This is a genomic window from Streptomyces sp. NPDC042259, from assembly GCF_055582085.1.
Genome location: NZ_JBVJDW010000006.1, coordinates 252,576 through 273,232, shown reverse-complemented (window position 1 = coordinate 273,232; position 20,657 = coordinate 252,576). Strand labels below are relative to the sequence as shown.

Below are 20,657 nucleotides of genomic sequence, written 5' to 3'. Positions count from 1 at the left end.
CGCGGAAATCCGAGCAGAAACGTACCGCCGGGGGCGGTGGAACCCTTTCGGGTTCGCACCGCCCCCGGCGGTTTTTTCGCGCTGTGCGGGTGTGTGCGGGTACGGCGGCTATTCCGCGCGCCGCAGCCCCGGCTTGAGTTCCTTGAAACGGCCGAGCAGACCGTTGACGAAGGCGGGCGAGTCGTCGGTGGAGAACTCCTTGGCGAGCTGCACCGCCTCGTCGATCGCCACCGCGTCCGGGGTCTCGTCCTCCCAGATCAGCTCGTACGCGCCGAGGCGCACGATGTTCCGGTCGGCGACCGGCATCCGGTCCAGGTCCCAGTCCACCGCGTAGGTGGCGATCAGCTCGTCGATCCGGGACACGTGCTGCGCGTATCCCTCGACCAGCTGCATCGTGTACTCGTTGACCGGCGGCTGCCGGTCGTCGGACCGCGAGTGCCGGACCCAGTCCGCGAGCACGTTCTGCACGGAGGAACCGCGCTGATCGGCCTCGAAGAGGATCTGGAAGGCGCGCTTACGGGCCTTGCTACGGGCGGCCACGGTTAGCTGTTCACCCGACCGAGGTAATCACCGGTGCGAGTGTCGACCTTGATCTTCTCACCCGTGGTGATGAAGAGCGGGACCTGGATCTCGTAGCCGGTCTCCAGCTTGGCGGGCTTGGTGCCGCCGGTGGAGCGGTCGCCCTGGACGCCCGGGTCGGTGTGCTCGATGACGAGCTCGACCGCGGCCGGCAGCTCGACGTAGAGGACCTCGTCGCCGTGCTTGGCGACGACGGCCTCGAAGCCCTCGAGCAGGAAGTTGGCGGCGTCACCGACGGCCTTGCGGTCGACGTGCAGCTGGTCGTACGTGTCCATGTCCATGAACACGAAGTACTCGCCGTCCATGTACGAGAACTGCATGCCGCGCTTGTCGACGGTGGCCGTCTCGACCTTGACGCCGGCGTTGAAGGTCTTGTCGACGACCTTGCCCGACAGCACGTTCTTGAGCTTGGTACGGACGAAGGCGGGGCCCTTGCCGGGCTTGACGTGCTGGAACTCGACGACGGACCAGAGCTGGCCCCCGTCGAGCTTGAGCACCATGCCGTTCTTGAGGTCGTTCGTGGAAGCCACGGTTGCGGAATCTCCTGGACTGAAGCTGATGGAACCAGGAGAGCCGCGCTAGAGCGCGAGCAGCTCCTTGGTCGTGATGGTGAGTAGCTCGGGTCCGCCGTCCGCCTCAGGGCGGACGACGAGCGTGTCATCGATCCGGACGCCGCCCCGCCCCGGGAGGTGAACCCCCGGATCTACGGTGACCGGCACGCAAGCGTCCAGTTTACCCATGGCCGAGGGCGCCAGCCGAGGGTCCTCGCCGATTTCGAGTCCCACCCCGTGGCCGATGCGCGGTCCGAGCCGCTCGCCGTGCCCCGCGCCCTCCAGTACGAGCCGTGCCGCGCGGTCCACTTCGCGGTACGCGGCGCCCGGCGCGAGCGCCTCCCGGCCGGCCCGCTGGGCTGCGAACACCTGCTCGTACAGCTCGATCTGCCAGTCCGCCGGCGAGGTGCCGATCACAAAGGTCCGGGCCACCTCGCTGCGGTAACCGCGGTAGTCGGCCCCCAGGCAGACACTGAGGAAATCACCTTCCTCCACCCGGCGGTCGGTCGGCGGATGACCGACCAGACCGGAATGCGGCCCGGTGCCGACCGACGTCGGGAAGGCGGGGCCCCGCGCCCCGTGGTCGATCAGCCTGCGCTCCAGTTCCAGCGCGAGGTGCCGCTCGGTGCGCCCGACGAGGATCGACTCGAGCAGTTCGCCCAGGGCGTGGTCGGCGATCTCGGCGGCGATGCGCAGGGTGGAGATCTCCTCGTCGTCCTTGACCGTCCGCTGCTGCTCCACGGCCGTACCGAGGTCCGCCAGCCGCAGTCCGGGCGCGACGGACCGCAACGCGCGGTGCCGGGCCACCGTCAGATGGTGCTCCTCGACCGCGAGGGAGCCCACACCGGCCGCCACGGCGCGCTCGGCGCCCGCGACGGCCGGATCGCCCTCCGGCGTCGGCAGCACCACGATCCGCAGGTCCTCGGCGGGCCGGCCGGCCGCGGTGTCCGCGTACGGATCGTCGGCGCACAGCAGCACGTCCTGGGCCGGGCCGACGAGCAGCGCGGCGCCCGGGGGCGCACCACCGGCCAGATAGCGCACGTTGGCGGCACCGGAGACGAGGGCGGCCTCGCTGCCGGCCGCCTCGCACCGCTCGCGCAGCCGCGTGCGCCGTGCCGCGTAGACCTCGGACATGTTTCCGAGCGTACGGCCGGACGGCCGGAGCGGCCGTTCCAGCGCGTCCGACCGAGGGTCGGCCGGACACGCGGCGACGACCGCCGGCGGTCTACCGGCCGGGCGAGCCGGCCAGGGAGCGGGCGATCACGTCGTCGAGGAGGCGGGCGGTGGTGGTGACGTCCTGCTGGGAGTTGTCGATGATGGGCAGCCCGGAGCCGTACCAGCCGGCCATGCGGCCGTGGATCCGGGCGACCTCCTCGTCGCTGAGCCGGCGGTTGCCGCTGCGGGCGGCGTTGCGCTCCAGGACGACCTCCAGGCCCGGCAGCAGCACGACGGGCAGCAGACCGGGGCCGACGTGCCGCTTCCAGCCGCCGAGGCCCACCACGGGCCGGTCGGGGAAGACCGCGTCGTCGAGGATGCAGGAGATGCCGTTGGCCAGGAAGTTACGGGCCGCGAAGCCGCAGGTGCGGCGGGCGAGCCGGTACTGCGCCTCGGAGTGGTCGTTCCACCCCGATTGCGGGTCCGCGAAGCCGGAGCGCACCCATTCACGGACGTCGTCGAGGCTGATGTGGGCCGTGGGCACCCGGCGGGTGTCGGCCCAGTGCCGGGCGACGGTGGTCTTGCCCGCGCCCGCCGGTCCGATGAGCAGCACGGCGACGGCGGCGGACTGCGCCACGGCGTCCTGACCGGGCGCGGGCGGCGGCACTGCCGGCATCGGGGGGTGCGTTGGCGGCCCCACGGGGTACTGCATCCGGTGGCACTCCGTCTCGTGCGGGGGGGGGGCTGGCGGGGGGGGTGTGTTCTTCCCCGGTCCCGCCCCTCCCCGTAACCGGGGCTCCGCCCCGGACCCCGGCGCTTGAGGACCGGGGTCGGGAGGGGGCGGGACCGGGGAAAGAGTAAACTCTCCGGCCCCCGCAGGGGGAACGGCCCCGTCAGCCGCCGAGTTCCTCCGCCAGAGCCCGCAGGGCCAAGCGGTACGAGCCGATGCCGAAGCCGGCCACCGTCCCGCTGGCCACCGCCGCGATCACGGAGGTGTGGCGGAACTCCTCGCGCGCGTACGGGTTGGAGATGTGCACCTCGATCAGCGGCGCGGTGCGCTGCGCCGCCGCGTCCCGCATCGCGTACGAATAGTGCGTGAAGGCCCCGGGGTTGATGACGACGGGGACCGAGCCGTCCGCCGCCTCGTGCAGCCAGCGGACCAGCTCGCCCTCGTCGTTGGTCTCCCGGACCTCGACGTCGAAGCCGAGTTCCGCGCCGAGCCGGGTGCACGCCTCGGCCAGGCCCTTGTAGGAGGTCGAGCCGTAGACGTCGGGTTCGCGGGAGCCCAGCCGGCCGAGGTTCGGCCCGTTGAGGACCAGCACCCGGCGCCGTGCCCCCTCGTGCGCGGTCGCTTCCGCGCCGCTCACGCGGCGATCTCCGCGTGGGCCGCCAGCAGCATCGCCGGGTCCGGTGCCTCCAGGACCGTCGGCTTCGCCAGGCCGTCCAGGACGATGAAGCGCAGCCGGTCGCCGCGGGACTTCTTGTCGACCTTCATGTTCTCCACCAGCTTGGGCCACTGGTCACCACGGTAGGTGACGGGCAGGCCCACGGACTCGAGGATGGCGCGGTGCCGGTCGGCTGTCGCGTCGTCCAGCCGGCCGGCGATCCGGCCGAGTTCGGCGGCGAAGACCATGCCGACGGCGACGGCCGCGCCGTGCCGCCAGTTGTAGCGCTCGTTCTTCTCGATCGCGTGGGCGAGGGTGTGCCCGTAATTGAGGATCTCCCGCAGGCCCGATTCCTTCAGGTCCGAGGAGACGACGCCGGCCTTGACCTTGATCGCGCGCTCGATAAGCTCCGAGGTGTGCGGGCCCCGCGGTGTGCGGGCGGCCTCGGGATCGGCCTCGATGAGGTCCAGGATCGCCGGGTCGGCGATGAAGCCCGCCTTGATGATCTCGGCGAGGCCGCTGACGTAGTCGTGGACGGGCAGCGACTCCAGCGCGGCGAGGTCGCACAGGACCCCGGCCGGGGGGTGGAAGGCACCGACGAGGTTCTTGCCCTCGGCGGTGTTGATGCCGGTCTTGCCGCCGACGGCGGCGTCGACCATGCCCAGCACGGTGGTGGGCACGGCGATCCAGCGCACCCCGCGCAGCCAGGTGGCCGCGACGAAGCCCGCCACATCGGTGGTGGCACCGCCGCCGACGCCGACGATGACGTCGGTGCGGGTGAAGTTGGTCTGCCCGAGCGCCTTCCAGCAGTAGGCCGCGACCTCGACGGTCTTGGCCTCCTCGGCGTTCGGGAGCTGGATGGCGATGGCCTCGTAGCCCTGTGCGGCCAGGTCGGCGCGGAGCACCTCGCCGGTCTCGGCGAGCGCCTCGGGGTGCAGCACGGCCACCCGCTGGGCGGCGGTGCCGATCAGGCCGGGCAGTTCACCCAGCAGCTGGCTGCCGACCAGGACCTCGTACGGCGCGGTGCCCGCGCTGCCGGCGACCTGGATACGGGTAGGGGCGTCGGTCATGCGTTCCTCACTGCGGGGTGTCCGGTGTGTGGGCCCGGGGCAGCTGGAGGGCCTCCAGCACGGCGTCGGCCACCTGGGCCGGGGTACGGCCGCCGGTGCCGACGACGGCGCGGGCGACCTCGGTGTAGAGCGGGCGGCGCGCTTCCATCAGCTCGCGCCACCGCTTGCGGGGGTTGACGGCGAGCAGCGGCCGCGAGGCGTCCAGGCCCACCCGGTGGACGGCGTCGGCCAGCTCGACATCGAGGAAGACCACGGGCAGGCCCGTGAGCAGGGCACGGGTGGAGGCGTCCATGACGGCGCCGCCGCCGAGGGAGAGCACTCCGGGGTGCTCGGCCACGGCGGCGGCCACGGCCCGCCGCTCCAGCTCGCGGAAGTGCGGCTCGCCCTCGTCGATGAAGATCTCCGGGATGGGCTTGCCGGCGGTCCGCTCGATGTCGGCGTCGGTGTCCCGGTAGCCGGTGCCCAGCCGCTCGGCGAGCAGGGCACCGGTGGTGGACTTGCCCGCGCCGGGCGGGCCCACCAGGACGACCACGGGGGTGCCGGACGAGGTCACTTGATGGCCAGGTTGTCGAGGTAGCCGCGGACGTTACGACGGGTCTCGGTGACGCTGTCGCCGCCGAACTTCTCGACGACCGCGTCCGCCAGGACGAGAGCCACCATGGCCTCGGCGACGATGCCGGCGGCGGGGACGGCGCAGACGTCGGAGCGCTGGTGGTGCGCCTGCGCCGCCTCACCGGTGACGACGTCGACGGTGGCCAGCGCGCGCGGGACGGTCGCGATGGGCTTCATCGCCGCCCGGACGCGCAGCAGCTCACCGGTGGTCAGACCGCCCTCGGTGCCGCCGGAGCGGCCGGAGGTGCGGCGGATGCCGTCCTCGGTGGCGACGATCTCGTCGTGGGCCTTGGAGCCGGGCACCCGGGCCAGGTCGAAGCCGTCCCCGACCTCGACGCCCTTGATGGCCTGAATGCCCATCAGGGCGGCGGCCAGGCGGGCGTCCAGCCGGCGGTCCCAGTGCACGTGCGAACCGAGGCCGACCGGCACGCCGTAGGCGAGGACCTCGACGACACCGCCGAGGGTGTCACCGTCCTTGTGGGCCTGGTCGATCTCGGCGACCATCGCCTTCGACGCCTCGGCGTCCAGGCAGCGCACCGGGTCGGCGTCGAGCTGCTCGACGTCGGAGGGCTTGGGGTAGACGCCGTACGGGGCCTTGGCCGCCGCCAGCTCCACCACGTGCGAGACGATCTCGATGCCGGCCGTCTCCTTGAGGAAGGAACGGGCGACGGCGCCGAGCGCGACACGGGCGGCGGTCTCCCGGGCGGAGGCGCGCTCCAGGATCGGGCGGGCGTCGGCCACACCGTACTTCTGCATCCCCGCGAGGTCGGCGTGGCCGGGGCGGGGGCGGGTCAGCGGGGCGTTGCGCGCCAGGTCCGCCAGCTCGTCGGCGTCGACGGGGTCGGCCGCCATGACCTTCTCCCACTTGGGCCACTCGGTGTTGCCCACCATGACCGCGACCGGGGAACCCATGGACAGACCGTGGCGGACACCGCCGAGGAAGGTGATCTCGTCGCGCTCGAACTTCATGCGCGCGCCGCGCCCATAGCCGAGGCGCCGCCGGGCCAGGTGGTCCGCCACCATGTCCGTGGTGATCGGCACGCCGGCGGGAAGGCCCTCCAGCGTCGCCACGAGTGCGGGGCCGTGCGACTCCCCGGCCGTCAGCCAGCGCAACCTGCTCAACGGGACTCCTTGTGCTCGCGCCTGAAGATCATGCGGCGGCGTGTCCGGAGCGCCTGCGCGCCCGGGCCCGCCACCTCAGATCCTCCCACGACCCGGACCCTTGTCCGGCAGCCGGTCCGGCTTGTGGACCCCGCGCGCCCGGGCGGCGGCCGGGTGCGGGGCCGCCGGGCACCGGCCGGGCGCCGGTCGCGGGTCAGGCGGTACGGGCCGCCAGCGCCGCCTCGCCCGCCGCGCGCATCGCGGCCAGCGGAGCCTCGGCGCACCCGGTCATCTGCTCGACCTGCAGCACCGCCTGGTGCACCAGCAGGTCGAGGCCGCCGAGGATCGCCCCGCCGCGGGCCGCCCAGGCGGCTGCCAGCGGGGTCGGCCACGGCTCGTAGAGCACGTCGAAGAGTGTGCCGGCGCGCTCCGGGACGTCGGCCGCGAAAGCGTCCGTGGCCCCGGCGGGGGTGGTCGCGACGACCAGCGGTGCGTCGAGGCCTTCGGCGGCGCGGCTCCAGTCGGCGGTGCGGACGGCGACGCCGAGCCGCTCGCCCCAGTGCCGCATCTCGGCGGCCCGCTCGGCGCTGCGGACGTAGACGGTGACCTCGCCGGAGCAGATCCGGGCGAGGGCGGCCAGTGCGGAGGAGGCCGTGGCCCCGGCGCCGAGCACGGTGGCGGAGCCGACCTTCTCGACGCCGCGCTCGCGCAGCGCGGCCGCGATGCCGGGGATGTCGGTGTTGTCGCCGAGACGACGGCCGTCGTCGGTGAGGATGACAGTGTTGACGGCCCCGACGGACTCGGCCGTGGCACTGATCCGGTCCAGCAGCGGGATGACCGCCCGCTTGAGCGGCATGGTCAGGGAGAGCCCCGCCCAGCTGCCGTCGAGCCCCGTCAGGAAGCCGGGCAGCGCGGCCTCGCCGACCTCGAAGCGGTCGTAGGTCCACTCCCCCAGGCCCAGTTCCGCGTACGCGGCCCGGTGCAGTACCGGGGAGAGCGAGTGGGCGATCGGCGAACCGAGCACCGCCGCCCGGCGGCGGTGCTCCCTCGGGTCACTCATCCCTGCTTCTTTGCCTTCTGGCTCTCGTTGAACTCGTCCACGAGCTTCTGGTGCTCCTTCAGGTTCTTGGTGAACCGCGTCTTGCCGTCGATGGAGACGAAGTAGTACCAGTCACCCGGCTCGGGGTCCATCGCGGCCTTGAGCGCCTCGGTCCCGGGGTTGCCGATGGGGCCGGGGGTCAGGCCCCGGTAGAAGTACGTGTTGTACGGGTCGTCGAAGGTCCGGAGCTGCTTGGGACTGAGGTCCAGCTTGCTCTGGTTCTTCAGGTAGTTGTACGTCGAGTCGAACTCCAGCTTGCCGTTCGTCTCGATGTTGGTCGGCTTGAGGCGGTTGTATATGACGCGCGCCATCTTGCGGAAGTCGTCGTGCGTCATGCCTTCCGCGTTGACCATGCTCGCCACGGTGATGAGCTGGAGCGGGGACTTCAGGCCGAGTTCCTTGGCCTTGCCCTCCAGGTCTTCCTTGGCGTAGTTCTCCTTGGCCCGCGCGACCATCTGCTTGAGGATGGCCTCCGGCTTGGTGCCCTTGGCCGCGTTGTACTGCGACGGGAAGAGGAAACCCTCGAGCGGATCCTTGATCTTGGGGTCGCTGTTGGCCCACTCGGGCAGCCCGAGGTTCTTCGCCTGGCTGGCGGCGACGTCCTTGGTCGTCCCCTGCTTCAGACCGAGCTTCTGGTCGATCGCGGCGTAGATCTGGACGGCCCGGCGCCCCTCGCCGATGGTGAGGAAGTTCCCGGTGTGGGTCATCATCGCGACGGCCGCCGAACCCGACATCTCCTTGCGGAGGGTGTAGGTGCCCGGCTGGATGGCCACGCCCTTGCCGGCGGCCGCGGTGAAGGCGCCGACGCTCTTGACCACGCCCGCCTTCTCCAGGACCTGGCCCATCCCGGTCAGGGTGGACCCCTTGGGGATCTCGACCTGGACCTCGCCGCTGCCCTCGCCCGAGTAGTCGGGCGCGGCGGCGAAGTGCGTCTGCCAGTAGTCGTAGGCGAGGTAGCCGCCTCCGCCCACGACACCGACGAGCACGACGGCGACGATCAGGCAGGCGGTGCCGTTGCGGCGCTTGCTCTTGCCCTTGCCTGTGCCCTTGCCACGGCGGTCGCGACGGCTCTCCTCGCGGGGGTCGTCCGTGCCGTCGGGGTCGTCGGGATCGTCGGCGCCGGTGAAGAAGGGGTGCTTCTCCTCTTCCGGCTCGGGCTCCGGCTCCGGCTCGGGTTCCGGGCGCCATTCCTCGTGCTGCCCGGTGTCGTGCGCCTGCCGCGGCACACCGGGGTGCGCCTGCTGGTGCCGGCCGGTGTCGTGCGGCTGCTCGTGCTGCCCTGTGTCGTAGGGCTGCTGATGCTGGCCGGTGTCATGCGGCTGCTGATGCTGCCCGGTGTCGTAGGGCTGCTGGTGCTGCCCGGTGTGGTGCGGCTGCTGGTGCTGGCCGGTGTGCTGCTCCTGCTGCTGCGGGTAGCCGCCGGGCGCGCCGTAGTAGTCCTGGCCGCCGCCGTACTGCTGTCCCCCCGGGTGCTCCCCCGGGTTCGCGCCGTACTGGCCCCCCGCGGTCTGCGAGGGGTCCCAGCCGTACTGCTGTTCCGGGTACTGCTGCTCGGGGTACTGCTGACCGTACGGAGGCTGCGACTGCTGCTGCGGCTGTTGCTGCTGCGGGTACTGCTGCCCGTTGTATCCCTGGTCCCCGTACAGAGGGTCCTCGGGATGCCACGGTTGGGAGCCGGAGCCCCGGCCATACTCAGTCATCGATCCCCTAGAGCCGCACAGCGGCAGCCGGTGAGCGCTCCGTGGAGTGCACGTTCGATGCGTCCGGTCCTGTACGGAAGACGTTCGAACGGCTGCCATGTCGCGCGGAACGTTACCGTATCGCGATCAGATGACCACTTCTACTGATTCGCCAGGAGGGCGGCCGGAGATCTTCTCGATCTCCAGCGCATTCTGCAGAATGATCACGGCCGCCGCCTGGTCGACGACGGATCGGCCCTTCTTGGAGCTGACCCCGGAGGCCCGCAGGCCCTGCGTGGCCGTGATCGTCGTCATCCGCTCGTCGACCAGTCTGACCGGCACCGGAGCGACGCGCCGGGCCATCTCCCTGGCGAAGGTCCGCACCTTGGCCGCCGCCGGGCCCTCCCGCCCGCTCAGCGAGCGGGGCAGGCCGACGACGACCTCGACGGGTTCGTACTCCTCGACGATCGCCGCCAGCCGCTTGTGCGCTGACGGGATGTCACGTCCGGGGACGGTCTCGACCGGGGTGGCGAGGACCCCGTCGGGGTCGCACGAGGCGACCCCGATCCGGGCGTCCCCGACATCGACGGCGATCCGCCTGCCGCGTCGCACGATCAGGCCGCCTCGGCGACGAGGCGCTCGACGGCGGCCATGGCCTCGTCGAGAGCGTCGGCGTTCTGGCCGCCGCCCTGGGCGACGTCCGGCTTGCCGCCGCCACCGCCACCGAGCGTCTTGGCGGCCGTGCGCACCAGGTCACCGGCCTTGAGCCCACGCTCGCGCGCGGCCTCGTTGGTGGCGATCACGGTCAGCGGGCGACCGTTCACCACGGTGAACAGCGCGACCACGGCGGCCCGGCCGCCCTGGATCCGGCCCCGGACGTCGAGGACGAGCTTGCGCAGGTCGTCGGCGCCCGTGCCGTCCGGCACCCGGCCGAGGGCCAGCGCCACGCCCCGGACGTCCTTGGCGCCCTCGGCGAGACCGGCGGCGGCCTGGAGCACCTTCTCGGCGCGGAAGCGCTCGATCTCCTTCTCGGCGTCCTTCAGCTTGGCGAGCATCCCGGAGATCTTCTCCGGCAGCTCCTCCGGACGGCCCTTGACCAGGTCCGTCAGCTGGGAGACGACCGTGTGCTCACGGGCGAGGAAGTTGTAGGCGTCCACGCCGACGAGGGCCTCGACACGGCGCACACCGGAGCCGATGGAGGACTCGCCGAGCAGCTTCACCAGGCCCAGCTGGGCGGTGTTGTGCACATGCGTGCCACCGCACAGCTCCTTGGAGAAGTCACCGATGGTGACCACGCGCACCCGGTCGCCGTACTTCTCGCCGAACTCGGCGATGGCGCCCTGCTTCTTGGCGTCCTCCATGCTCATGACCTCGGCGCGCACGTCGAGTTCACGGGAGAGGACCTCGTTGATCCGCTGCTCCACGTCCGTGAGGACGGTGCCCGGAACCGCGGCCGGGGAGCCGAAGTCGAAGCGGAAGCGGCCGGGCGAGTTCTCCGAACCGGCCTGGGCGGCCGTCGGGCCGAGGGCGTCGCGCAGCGCCTGGTGGGTGAGGTGGGTGGCGCTGTGGGCACGGGCGATGGCCCGGCGGCGCTTCACATCGATCTGGGCGTACACGCCCGCGCCGACCGTGATCTCGCCCACCTGGACGACGCCCTTGTGGACGCTGACCCCGGGAACCGGCTGCTGGACGTCGCGGATCTCCACGACGGCACCGCTGTCGAGCCGGATCCGGCCCTGGTCGGCGAGCTGGCCGCCGCCCTCGGCGTAGAAGGGGGTGCGGTCGAGGACGACCTCGACCTCGTCGCCCTCCTGGGCGGCGGGCGACGGCACGCCGTCGACCAGCAGACCGACGACGGTGGACTCGCCCTCGGTGTCGGTGTAACCGGTGAAGACGGTGGAGCCGGCGGTGTCGGCGACCGCGCGGTAGGCGGAGACGTCGGCGTGGCCGGTCTTCTTGGCCTTGGCGTCGGCCTTGGCCCGCTCCCGCTGCTCCTTCATCAGACGGCGGAAGCCGTCCTCGTCCACGGACAGCCCCTGCTCGGCGGCCATCTCCAGGGTGAGGTCGATCGGGAAGCCCCACGTGTCGTGCAGCAGGAACGCCTTGTCGCCCGAGAGGACCGTGCCGCCGGCGGCCTTGGTGTCGGTGACGGCGGTGTCGAGGATGTTGGTGCCGCCCTTGAGGGCCTTGAGGAACGCGGCCTCCTCGGCGAGGGCGACGGTCTCGATGCGCTTGCGGTCGGTGAGCAGCTCCGGGTACTGCTCGCCCATCGTCTTGAGCACGACGTCGACCAGCTCGGCGACGACCGGGCCGGTGGCGCCGAGCAGACGCATGTTGCGGACGGCGCGGCGCATGATGCGGCGCAGGACGTAGCCCCGGCCCTCGTTGCCGGGGGTGACGCCGTCACCGATGAGCATGACGGAGGTGCGCATGTGGTCGGCGACCACGCGCAGCGACACGTCGGTGCCGTGGGCGGCGCCGTAGCGCACGCCGGTCAGCTCGGTGGCCTTGTCCATGACGACGCGCAGGGTGTCGGTCTCGTACATGTTCCGCACGCCCTGCAGGATCATCGCGAGACGTTCGAGGCCGAGGCCGGTGTCGATGTTCTTGCTGGGCAGCTCGCCGAGGATCGGGAAGCTCTCCTTGCCCTCGCCGGCGCCGCGCTCGTACTGCATGAAGACCAGGTTCCAGATCTCCACGTACCGCTCGTCGTTGACGGCCGGGCCGCCCTCGACGCCGAACTCGGGGCCGCGGTCGTAGTTGATCTCGGAGCAGGGACCGCACGGGCCGGGGACGCCCATGGACCAGTAGTTCGGGCCCATGCCCAGGCGCTGGATGCGCTCGGCGGGCACGCCGATGACATCGCGCCAGATGCGCTCGGCCTCATCGTCCTGCTCGTAGACCGTGATCCAGAGCTTCTCCGGCTCCAGGCCGTAGCCACCGTCCGCCACGGAGCTGGTGAGCAGCTCCCAGGCGTACTTGATGGCGCCTTCCTTGAAGTAGTCGCCGAAGGAGAAGTTGCCGCACATCTGGAAGAACGTGCCGTGGCGGGTGGTCTTGCCGACCTCTTCGATATCCGGCGTGCGGACGCACTTCTGGACGCTGGTGGCGCGCGGGAAGGGCGGCTTGACCTCGCCGAGGAAGTACGGCTTGAAGGGCACCATGCCCGCGGGGACCAGCAGCAGGGTCGGGTCGTCCGCGATGAGCGACGCCGACGGCACGACGGTGTGCCCGCGCTCCTCGAAGAAGCGCAGCCAGCGGCGGCGGATTTCAGCCGACTCCATCAGTGGTCCTCTTTCCGGGTGATCGAGTTGTAGGGGTGGTGCTGGTCCAGGGCGACCAGCCGGCGCTGCTCGGGCAGCTCCCGGCACTCGGGCTCCGCCGCCGGGCCGAGGCCCAGCGCGTCCTTGAGCGCCGCCTCGCGATCGGCCATGCCGTCGCGGACGTCCAGCGCGAAGAGCTTGACGCGGCGGCCGGCGAGAACCGCGCGGTCCGCGGCCTGCAGGGCCAGGCTCTCCGGGGTGAGCTTGCTCAGCTTGCGGTTGACCTTGGTGGTGGCCCAGACACCGGCTGCTACACCAGTGGTGAACCAGAACGTGCGGCGAAACATTTCCGGGGTCAACCCTTCCGACGGGTACGGCGGCTGCCGCGCCTTGCGGACGGCAGATCCGATGCGGTCCTGCCGACGAAAACGGTGGCCTTCGGCGCGGGCTCCGCCTTGCGGCCGATCGCGCGGCGCACGCCGTAGCCGAACGCGGCGACCTTGACCAGCGGGCCGCCGAAGGCGGAGGAGACGGTCGAGGACAGCGCCGAGGCGTTCGCCGTGACCTCCTGGACGTCCGCGGCGATCGAGTCGACGCGGGCGAGCTGGGTGTTCGCGGAGCGCACGGTCGCGGAGGCGTCGGCCAGGAGGGGCACGGCCTGCTCGCTGACCTCGGCCACCAGCTTCGTGGTCGCCTTCAGCGTCTGCGCGAGCCGGACCAGCACCAGGGCGATGAAGGACACGAGGATCGCCCAGAAGACGGCCACGAGGATCCCGGCCACCTCTCCACCGGACACGTTGCACCGCTCCTTAAGCTGGTCGTCGAGCTGCTCGCCGCCGATCGTAAAACGTCGGGTACCGACCTTATCGCGCCGGGCGTCGGGGCCCGCACCGCATTACGGCCGCGGCCGGGCGGTTCACCAGGCGGAGTTTACGGTCCGTGCACCCGCCAGGACGCTCCGTGTGCCACGGCACTGCTCCCGGCTCACCGTTCCCGGCCGGCCGCCCGACGGCGGCGCCGCACCCGTGAACTCGGAGCCCCGGCCGCACACTTGGGGCGCTCCGGGGCCCGTGGCGGCGTCCGGTCCCCAAAACGCGTCAGCCCGTTTCCTCCCCGGCCGCGGGGGCCGGGGAAGAAACGGGCTGGGCGAAAGGAGAGTGCGACGTCCGGATCAGCGGGCGTAGTACTCGACGACGAGCTGCTCGTCGCAGATCACGGGGATCTCCTTGCGGTTCGGGTCACGGTCCAGGCGGAACGCCAGCGCCGGCAGGTTGACCTGCAGGTAGCGCGGGGTCTCGCCGTCGGTGTCGTAGCCACCGGCCATCGCGACCTGGAAGGGGTGCTTGGAGCGGCTGCGCTCGCGGACCATCACGACGTCGTCGGGACGGACGCGGAAGGACGGCTTGTCGACCTTGCCACCGTTGACCTCGATGTGGCCGTGGACGACCATCTGGCGGGCCTGGTAGATGGTGCGGGCGATGCCCGAACGCAGGACCAGCGCGTCGAGACGGCGCTCGAGCTCGATGACCAGGGCCTCGCCCGTCTTGCCTTCGGCCTTCTTGGCGCGGTCGTAGGCGCGGGCCATCTGGCGCTCGCTGATGTCGTACTGGGCGCGCAGACGCTGCTTCTCGAGCAGTCGGACCTTGTAGTCCGAGTTCTGCTTGCGGCCACGGCCGTGCTCGCCCGGCGGGTAGGGGCGGGCCTCGAAGTACTTGACGGCCTTCGGCGTCAGCGCGATGCCGAGCGCACGAGACTTCTTGACCTTGGGACGCGACTGGTTAGGCACGTTCTCCAGACCTCCGTTGTAGGTTAGGTTAGGCTCACCTTACTTAAGGAGATCGCATGTCTCGCCCGGGGAAAACCACGCACACGGACAGCACAGACAGCGTCGACGCCGCGCAGGGCATCGAAACGACGGAGGTCCGATCAGATCATGGTCAGCCGCGTCCCAGCGGGCTTGAAATCGCACGGATGCCGTCAGCAGCCGAGCGCACACGAACTCTCGTACAGAGTACATGCTCCGCGGTACTGCTGATCCCCGGCCTGGACGGAGCCCGCCCGGACCAGCTGATGCCCGAGGCCCGCAGCGTGGGCCCGGACGGGGAGCTTTTCCTCCTCTTCCCCGCCGACGCGCCGGCCGTACGCGCCGCCACCCACGCGCAGGACGACGAGCTGGCCGCCGTGCTGGAGCTCACCGACGTCGCGCCCGTCTCCGTGCCCAACCGCATCCGGGGCCGCGCGTGGATCTCCGGCTGGCTCACCTCCTGCCCCGGGGTGACCGAGCCCGGCCGGATGCTGCTGCGGCTGGAGGTCGGCGAGGTGAGCGTCGACGACCTGTGGGGCGCCTCCGGCGTCGATCCGGAGGACTTCGCCCGCTCCTGCGCCGATCCGCTCGTCGAGCACGAGGCGGAACTCCTGCAGCACCTGCACTCCGCCCACGGCGAGCAGGTGCGGGGCCTGTGGTCGCTGCTCGGCGAGCGCGACGGGTCCGCCGCGCGCGAGCCGGGCGCCGCGGCCGTGCCGGTGGCCCTCGACCGCTTCGGCCTGCGCGTGCGCTTCACCCGGGCCCGGGGCGGCGGCAGCCCCGCGGACCGGTCCTTCGACGCCCGCTTCGAATTTCCCGAACCGGTCCGCGACATCACGGACCTGCGCCGGGCGATGCACACCCTCTTCGAGGCCGCGGCGGGGTGAACGCCGGGAGTCACCCGAACGGGGGAACGCCGCCCCGGCCGCCCGGCTACTGCTCCGCGGCCGGCGGCTGCTCGCCGCGCAACCGGGACCGTACCCGCTCCACCACGTCCGCGTAGCGCGCCTCGGCACCGTAGCGCGTGGGTTCGTAGTACCGCTTGCCGTGGATCGCGTCCGGTGCGTACTGCTGGGCGGCGATACCGCCGGGCTGGTCGTGGGGGTAGAGATAGCCCTTGCCGTGGCCGAGCTTCTCGGCGCCCTTGTAGTGCCCGTCCCGCAGATGCGGGGGCACGGGCCCGGCGAGCCCCGCCCGGACGTCCTCGATGGCCGCGTCTATCGCGAGGTACGCCGCGTTGGACTTGGGGGCCAGGGCCAGCGCCACGGCCACCTGCCCCAGCACGATCCGCGCCTCGGGGAAGCCGATCAGCGCTACGGCCTGGGCACCCGCGACCGCCGTCTGCAGGGCCGTGGGGTCGGCCAGGCCGATGTCCTCGCTCGCCGAGATCATCAGCCGCCGGGCGATGAACCTCGGGTCCTCCCCGGCTTCGATCATGCGGGCGAGGTAGTGCAGCGTGGCGTCCACGTCCGAGCCGCGGATGGACTTGATGAGCGCGCTGGCCACGTCGTAGTGCTGGTCGCCGGCGCGGTCGTACGTCACCGCCGCCCGGTCGACGGCCTCCTCCAGCGTCCGGAGGGTGATCTCGCTCTCGCCCTTGGCGATGGCCGACCCGGCGCCCGCCTCCAGGGCCGTCAGGGCACGCCGGGCGTCGCCCCCGGCGATCCGCAGCAAATGCCCCTCGGCGTCCTCGGACAGCGTCACCGCACCGCCGAGCCCGCGCTCGTCGGTGAGCGCGCGGCGCAGCAGGCCGCGCAGGTCTTCGTCGGTGAGCGCCTGGAGCGTCAGCAGCAGGGAGCGCGAGAGCAGCGGGGAGATGATCGAGAAGTAGGGGTTCTCCGTGGTGGCCGCGATGAGGGTGACCCAGCGGTTCTCGACGGCGGGCAGCAGGGAGTCCTGCTGCGCCTTGCTGAACCGGTGGATCTCGTCGAGGAAGAGGACGGTGTCCTTGCCGTAGCCGCCGGAGGCACGACGGGCGCCGTCGATGACGGCCCGTACCTCCTTCACCCCGGCGGTGATCGCCGACAGCTCGACGAAGCGCTTGTTCGTCGCCTGGCTGACGACATAGGCCAGCGTCGTCTTGCCGATGCCGGGCGGGCCCCAGAGGATCACCGAGGACGGGCCGGCGGGGCCTCCGCTGCCCTCCCCCACCAGCCGGCGCAGCGGGGAGCCCTGCTTGAGGAGATGACCCTGGCCGACGACCTCGTCGAGCGTGCGGGGGCGCATACGGACGGCCAGCGGACTGCTCGCCGGGTCTTTCTCCTGGCGGTCCTCTGCGGCTGCGGTGAACAAATCGGGTTCCACGCTCGAAACCCTATGGCACGCCACTGACAACCACCGCTGCGCGGCGGTGTCCTCAAACGCCGGACGGGCTGCTGTGCTGTGTCCTCAAACGCCGGACGGGCTGGTGGTGGCTGAGCTCAGCCACCACCAGCCCGTCCGGCGTTTGAGGACGCGCCCGCAGGGCGCTCTCGCCGCAGCAGCCAGCCGCCGGCTAAGCCGTGCCGCCGGTCCAGAACCACCACCACTTGGTGAGGATCAGCATCCCGATGATCCCGACCCACAGGACGGGCACCACCCAGTGGAACTCCAGCAGTCCTCGCTTGAGCCCCTCCGGGGCGGGGATGAAGCCGTGCCGGAGGTTCTGCACGGTCACGTACCAGAACATGACGATGGTCGCGACCCACGCCAGGCAGCACCACAGGCACAGCGAGCCGATCACGTACAGCGACTGGTACTGCAGCCAGGTGCAGAAGGCGACGCCGAAGAGCGTGCCGGCCTGCATGCCCAGCCAGTACCAGCGGCGGTACCGGGCGCCGGCGAGCAGGGCCAGCCCGATCGCGATGATCATGCCGTAGGCGACCAGGCCCAGCAGCGGGTTCGGGAACCCGAAGGCCTCGGCCTGGTCGCTCTCCATGATGTTGCCGCAGGAGACGATGGGATTGAGACTGCACCCGGGGGTGAAGGTCTTCCCCTCGACCTTGGCCTCAAGGATCTTGTTCTTGTCGAGCGTGATGATCCAGGCCGCGAGCAGCCCCAGCGCACCGGTGATCACCAGCAGCAGGGCGAAGCCGCGGCCGCCGCCCACCGGGCCCGTGGCGGGACCGTCCCGCTCGTCGCCGTCGAGGTCGGAGCGGTCAAGAGCCGAAGTGGTCATAGCGCCGTTGATCCCATCAGTCGGTCGTTGCCGCCCATTCTGCACCAACGCCCTCGTAATCAGCCCTGCGCGGCCTGGAGTTCGCTCACGACCGCGTCGAGCGCCACGGCCTTCTGCTCACCGCTTCGCAGGTCCTTGAGCTGGACCACGCCCTCGGCGAGGTCCCGCTCGCCCGCGACGAGCGCGTAGCGGGCACCGGAGCGGTTGGCCGACTTCATCGCGTTCTTCAGGCCCTTGCCACCGAAGGCGAAGTCGGTGGCAACACCCGCCCGGCGCAGCTCGGTCACGAGGCCGAACAGCACCCGCCGGGCCTCCTCGCCGAGCGGCACGGCGAAGACCTCGGTCGCGGCGGGCAGTTCGAGCTCGATGCCCTCGGCCGCCAGTGCGAGCACCGTGCGGTCCACGCCCAGTGCCCAGCCGACGGACGGCAGCGCGGGGCCGCCGATCATCTCGGACAGGCCGTCGTAACGGCCGCCGCCGCCGACCGCGGACTGCGAGCCGAGCCCGCCGTGGACGAACTCGAAGGTGGTGCGGGTGTAGTAATCCAGGCCGCGCACGAGCTTCTCGTCGTCCACGAAGGCGACGCCGGCGGCGGTCAGCAGCGTGCGCACCTCCTCGTGGTAGGCCTTGCAGGCCTCGCACAGGTGGTCGCGCAGCATGGGGGCGCCGACCAGCTGCTTCTGGACGGCCTCGCGCTTGTCGTCGAGGACGCGCAGCGGGTTGATCTCGATGCGGCGGCGGGTGTCCTCGTCGAGGTCGAGGCCGCGCAGGAACCCCTGGAGGGCCTCACGGTAGGCGGGGCGGCACTCCTTGTCGCCGAGCGAGTTCAGCAGGAGGCGGAAGTTCTTCAGGCCGAGCGACCTGTAGGCGTCGACGGCCAGGATGATCAGCTCGGCGTCCAGCGCCGGGTCCTCCGCGCCGATGGCCTCGGCGCCGACCTGCGAGAAGTGGCGGTAGCGGCCGGCCTGCGGGCGCTCGTAGCGGTAGTACGAGCCGGAGTACCAGAGCTTGACCGGCAGGTTGCCGGCCTTGTGCAGATTGGCCTCCAGCGCCGCGCGCAGCACGGAGGCGGTGCCCTCGGGACGCAGCGCGAGTTCGTCGCCGCCGCGCGTGGTGAGGGTGTACATCTCCTTGGTCACGATGTCGGTGGACTCGCCGACGCCGCGGGAGAACAGTTCGACCTGCTCGAAGCCGGGGGTCTCGATGTAGCCGTACCCCGAGCGCTTGAGCGGCGCGGCGATGGCCTCGCGCACGGCGAGGTAGATCGCGGAGTCCGGCGGGGTCAGATCGTAGGTGCCCTTGGGGGCCTTGAAGGTACTCACGGAAAAATCGTCACATTCCTCGTCGCGGAGGGGCGGTAGCGCCGCCTCCGAAGCCGCGTCGCGCGTCGTCGGCCGCGGCTTCCAGGTCCCGCAGGTACGGGTTGGTGGCGCGCTCGCGGCCGATGCTGGTCTGGGGGCCGTGCCCGGAGAGCACCACGGTCGAGTCGTCCAGGGGCAGGCACACACGGGCCAGCGACTGGAGCATCTCGGTGTGGTCGCCACCGGGCAGGTCGGTGCGTCCGATGGAGCCGGCGAAGAGCAGGTCGCCCGAGAAGAACACCGAGGGGATCTCGGCGGTCTCGGGCATCCTGAAGGTCACCGACCCCTTGGTATGGCCGGGCGCGTGCGCGACGGTGAACTCCATCCCCGCGAGGTCCAGCCGTGCGCCGTCGGTCAGCTCCTTGACGTCGTCCGGCTCGCCCACGGTCAGCTCGCCCATGAGCTGCTGCCCGAAGGCGCGGCCCAGGGCCTTCTCCGGGTCGCTCATCATGTAGCGGTCGGCGGGGTGGATCCAGGCCGGGACGTCGTGCGCGCCGCACACCGGGACGACCGAGGCGACGTGGTCGATGTGGCCGTGGGTGAGGACGACGGCGACGGGCTTGAGCCGATGCTTCGCGAGTGCCTCCTCGACGCCCTGGGCCGCCTGGTGGCCCGGGTCGATGATCACGCACTCCTCGCCCGCGGCGGGGGCGACCAGGTAGCAATTGGTCCCCCAGGCCCCGGCGGGGAACCCGGCAATGAGCACATTCGTCCTTAAAGATCGACCGGCGGTAGCCGGCGGTGGCGTCCGCGGGAGCCCCCGGGCGGGGGTTCCCGGCTGGTGAAGAGCCTACCGGCGGCACTCCCGCCGCGGCGAACCCGTATACGGTACGGGCACGCTCGCTACACGCGGCTCAGGCACGAACAAGACGGCACACACAGACGACACCAGTCGGCACACAGTCAGCACACGAGGAGACGCCCGGTGGTCACGAACGAGCAGCGGCGGCGGCAGCTCGCCCGGGAAAAGTTCGAACGGCAGCAGGAGCGCCGCGAGGCGGCCCGGCGCAAGGTGGTCCGCCGCAACGCGGTGATCGCCGCCGGTCTCGCGGTGGTGATGGCCGCCGGGGTCACCGCGTTCGCCACGGGCGCGCTGTCCGGCGACGACAAGAAGGACAAGACCGACGCCGCGGCGCCGGACTCCCCGCCGGCGAAGAAGCCGGACCCCTGCGCGAAGGCCGAGCCGGGCGTCCCGGCCACGGCGACGTGGAAGAAGGAGCCGGAGCTGACCGTCGACAAGTCGGCCTCGTACGCGATGGATCTGAAGACGACCTGCGGCACGATCGACGTCAAGCTGGATGCCGCGAACGCCCCGCACACGGTCAACTCCTTCGATTTCCTGGCCGGCAAGGGCTACTTCGACCACACCAAGTGCCACCGGCTCACCACCGGCGGGATCTACGTGCTGCAGTGCGGCGACCCGAAGGGCACCGGCCAGGGCAACCCGGGCTACAACATCCCGGACGAGAACCTCAAGGACTCGCGGCTCAAGGGGAACGTCTATCCCGCGGGCACGGTCGCCATGGCCAACACCGGTCAGCCCGGCACCGGGGGCAGCCAGTTCTTCCTGGTCTACCAGGACAGCCAGCTGCCGCCGACGTACACGCCGTTCGGCACGATCGGCGCCGACGGGATGAAGGTCCTCAAGAAGATCGCCGCCGCGGGCGAGCAGTCGGGGGCCGGCGACGGTGCCCCGAACGCGACCGTGGTGATCAACAAGGCGGTCGTCAGGAAATCCTGACCACCGGGCGGCCGGCGAGGCCCGCGCGGTGAAATTTCGGTCGCGCGGGATACGGACAGCCAGGCCACCGGTCGCCTATGTTTGCGTTGTGTAGGGTGCC

Annotated in this window: 20 protein-coding genes and 1 pseudogene; 2 read left to right on the top strand and 19 right to left on the bottom strand. The window is 71.4% G+C overall.

What is annotated here, in order from left to right; all coding sequences use genetic code 11:
• Positions 1-108 precede the first annotated feature (108 nt).
• The 15 genes and pseudogenes from nusB to rpsD form a co-directional block, all read right to left on the bottom strand.
• Positions 109-540 (bottom strand): transcription antitermination factor NusB, encoded by a 432-nt coding sequence (nusB, locus tag ACZ6MA_RS19030; protein WP_130876861.1) that lies wholly within the window; start codon positions 538-540, stop codon positions 109-111.
• Between the two features lie 2 nt (positions 541-542).
• Positions 543-1,109 (bottom strand): elongation factor P, encoded by a 567-nt coding sequence (efp, locus tag ACZ6MA_RS19025; protein WP_130876862.1) that lies wholly within the window; start codon positions 1,107-1,109, stop codon positions 543-545.
• 48 nt (positions 1,110-1,157) lie between these two features.
• Complete coding sequence (locus ACZ6MA_RS19020) at positions 1,158-2,264, bottom strand: aminopeptidase P family protein (protein ID WP_469435030.1); 1,107 nt, start codon at positions 2,262-2,264, stop codon at positions 1,158-1,160.
• A gap of 91 nt (positions 2,265-2,355) precedes the next feature.
• Positions 2,356-3,045, bottom strand: a pseudogene (locus tag ACZ6MA_RS19015) (AAA family ATPase); the annotation flags it as partial.
• 133 nt (positions 3,046-3,178) lie between these two features.
• Positions 3,179-3,652, bottom strand: a complete 474-nt coding sequence (gene aroQ / locus ACZ6MA_RS19010) for a type II 3-dehydroquinate dehydratase (RefSeq protein WP_469435028.1) — start codon at positions 3,650-3,652, stop codon at positions 3,179-3,181.
• The gene (gene aroB, locus ACZ6MA_RS19005; RefSeq protein WP_469435026.1) at positions 3,649-4,740 is read right to left on the bottom strand and encodes a 3-dehydroquinate synthase; all 1,092 of its coding nucleotides are present in this window, start codon (positions 4,738-4,740) and stop codon (positions 3,649-3,651) included. The genes aroQ and aroB overlap by 4 nt, the downstream gene beginning before the upstream one ends.
• A gap of 7 nt (positions 4,741-4,747) precedes the next feature.
• Positions 4,748-5,293, bottom strand: a complete 546-nt coding sequence (locus tag ACZ6MA_RS19000) for a shikimate kinase (protein ID WP_469435025.1) — start codon at positions 5,291-5,293, stop codon at positions 4,748-4,750.
• Positions 5,290-6,474 carry a chorismate synthase gene (gene aroC / locus ACZ6MA_RS18995; RefSeq protein WP_469435023.1) on the bottom strand — a complete coding sequence of 395 codons (1,185 nt, stop codon included), beginning with the start codon at positions 6,472-6,474 and terminating at the stop codon, positions 5,290-5,292. The genes ACZ6MA_RS19000 and aroC overlap by 4 nt, the downstream gene beginning before the upstream one ends.
• 193 nt (positions 6,475-6,667) lie before the next feature.
• Complete coding sequence (locus ACZ6MA_RS18990) at positions 6,668-7,513, bottom strand: shikimate dehydrogenase (protein WP_469435022.1); 846 nt, start codon at positions 7,511-7,513, stop codon at positions 6,668-6,670.
• Positions 7,510-9,252 carry an endolytic transglycosylase MltG gene (gene mltG / locus ACZ6MA_RS18985; RefSeq protein WP_469435021.1) on the bottom strand — a complete coding sequence of 581 codons (1,743 nt, stop codon included), beginning with the start codon at positions 9,250-9,252 and terminating at the stop codon, positions 7,510-7,512. Before mltG ends, ACZ6MA_RS18990 begins: the two co-directional genes overlap by 4 nt.
• 126 nt (positions 9,253-9,378) lie before the next feature.
• Positions 9,379-9,843, bottom strand: coding sequence for a Holliday junction resolvase RuvX (gene ruvX / locus ACZ6MA_RS18980; protein WP_469435019.1), 465 nt, complete (start codon positions 9,841-9,843; stop codon positions 9,379-9,381).
• Positions 9,844-9,845: 2 nt separating this feature from the next.
• Positions 9,846-12,515 carry an alanine--tRNA ligase gene (alaS, locus tag ACZ6MA_RS18975; protein ID WP_469435018.1) on the bottom strand — a complete coding sequence of 890 codons (2,670 nt, stop codon included), beginning with the start codon at positions 12,513-12,515 and terminating at the stop codon, positions 9,846-9,848.
• Entirely contained in the window at positions 12,515-12,841 is a 327-nt protein-coding gene (locus ACZ6MA_RS18970) for a DUF6167 family protein (RefSeq protein ID WP_469435017.1), read from the bottom strand. The genes alaS and ACZ6MA_RS18970 overlap by 1 nt, the downstream gene beginning before the upstream one ends.
• A gap of 8 nt (positions 12,842-12,849) precedes the next feature.
• Complete coding sequence (locus tag ACZ6MA_RS18965; RefSeq protein WP_469435015.1) at positions 12,850-13,290, bottom strand: DUF948 domain-containing protein; 441 nt, start codon at positions 13,288-13,290, stop codon at positions 12,850-12,852.
• 375 nt (positions 13,291-13,665) lie between these two features.
• Positions 13,666-14,280, bottom strand: a complete 615-nt coding sequence (rpsD, locus tag ACZ6MA_RS18960) for a 30S ribosomal protein S4 (protein WP_469435013.1) — start codon at positions 14,278-14,280, stop codon at positions 13,666-13,668.
• Between the two features lie 185 nt (positions 14,281-14,465).
• Between rpsD and ACZ6MA_RS18955 the strand changes: the two genes are divergently transcribed.
• Positions 14,466-15,185: a DUF2470 domain-containing protein gene (locus ACZ6MA_RS18955; protein ID WP_469435011.1), complete on the top strand. Its 720-nt coding sequence runs from the start codon at positions 14,466-14,468 to the stop codon at positions 15,183-15,185.
• A gap of 46 nt (positions 15,186-15,231) precedes the next feature.
• On the opposite strand, the gene ACZ6MA_RS18950 is transcribed toward ACZ6MA_RS18955, so the two are convergent.
• From ACZ6MA_RS18950 to ACZ6MA_RS18935, 4 genes are all read right to left on the bottom strand, one after another.
• A complete protein-coding gene (locus ACZ6MA_RS18950) occupies positions 15,232-16,602 on the bottom strand; it encodes a replication-associated recombination protein A (protein ID WP_469435010.1) in 1,371 nt (456 codons plus the stop codon).
• 190 nt (positions 16,603-16,792) lie between these two features.
• On the bottom strand, positions 16,793-17,455 hold the full coding sequence (locus ACZ6MA_RS18945; RefSeq protein ID WP_469435009.1) for a vitamin K epoxide reductase family protein: 663 nt from the start codon (positions 17,453-17,455) through the stop codon (positions 16,793-16,795).
• 59 nt (positions 17,456-17,514) lie between these two features.
• Entirely contained in the window at positions 17,515-18,777 is a 1,263-nt protein-coding gene (hisS, locus tag ACZ6MA_RS18940) for a histidine--tRNA ligase (protein ID WP_469435007.1), read from the bottom strand.
• Between the two features lie 10 nt (positions 18,778-18,787).
• Positions 18,788-19,522 carry an MBL fold metallo-hydrolase gene (locus ACZ6MA_RS18935; RefSeq protein ID WP_469435006.1) on the bottom strand — a complete coding sequence of 245 codons (735 nt, stop codon included), beginning with the start codon at positions 19,520-19,522 and terminating at the stop codon, positions 18,788-18,790.
• Between the two features lie 219 nt (positions 19,523-19,741).
• On the opposite strand from ACZ6MA_RS18935, the gene ACZ6MA_RS18930 reads away from it, so the two are divergent.
• Positions 19,742-20,557 carry a peptidylprolyl isomerase gene (locus tag ACZ6MA_RS18930; protein WP_469435004.1) on the top strand — a complete coding sequence of 272 codons (816 nt, stop codon included), beginning with the start codon at positions 19,742-19,744 and terminating at the stop codon, positions 20,555-20,557.
• Positions 20,558-20,657: the final 100 nt, after the last annotated feature.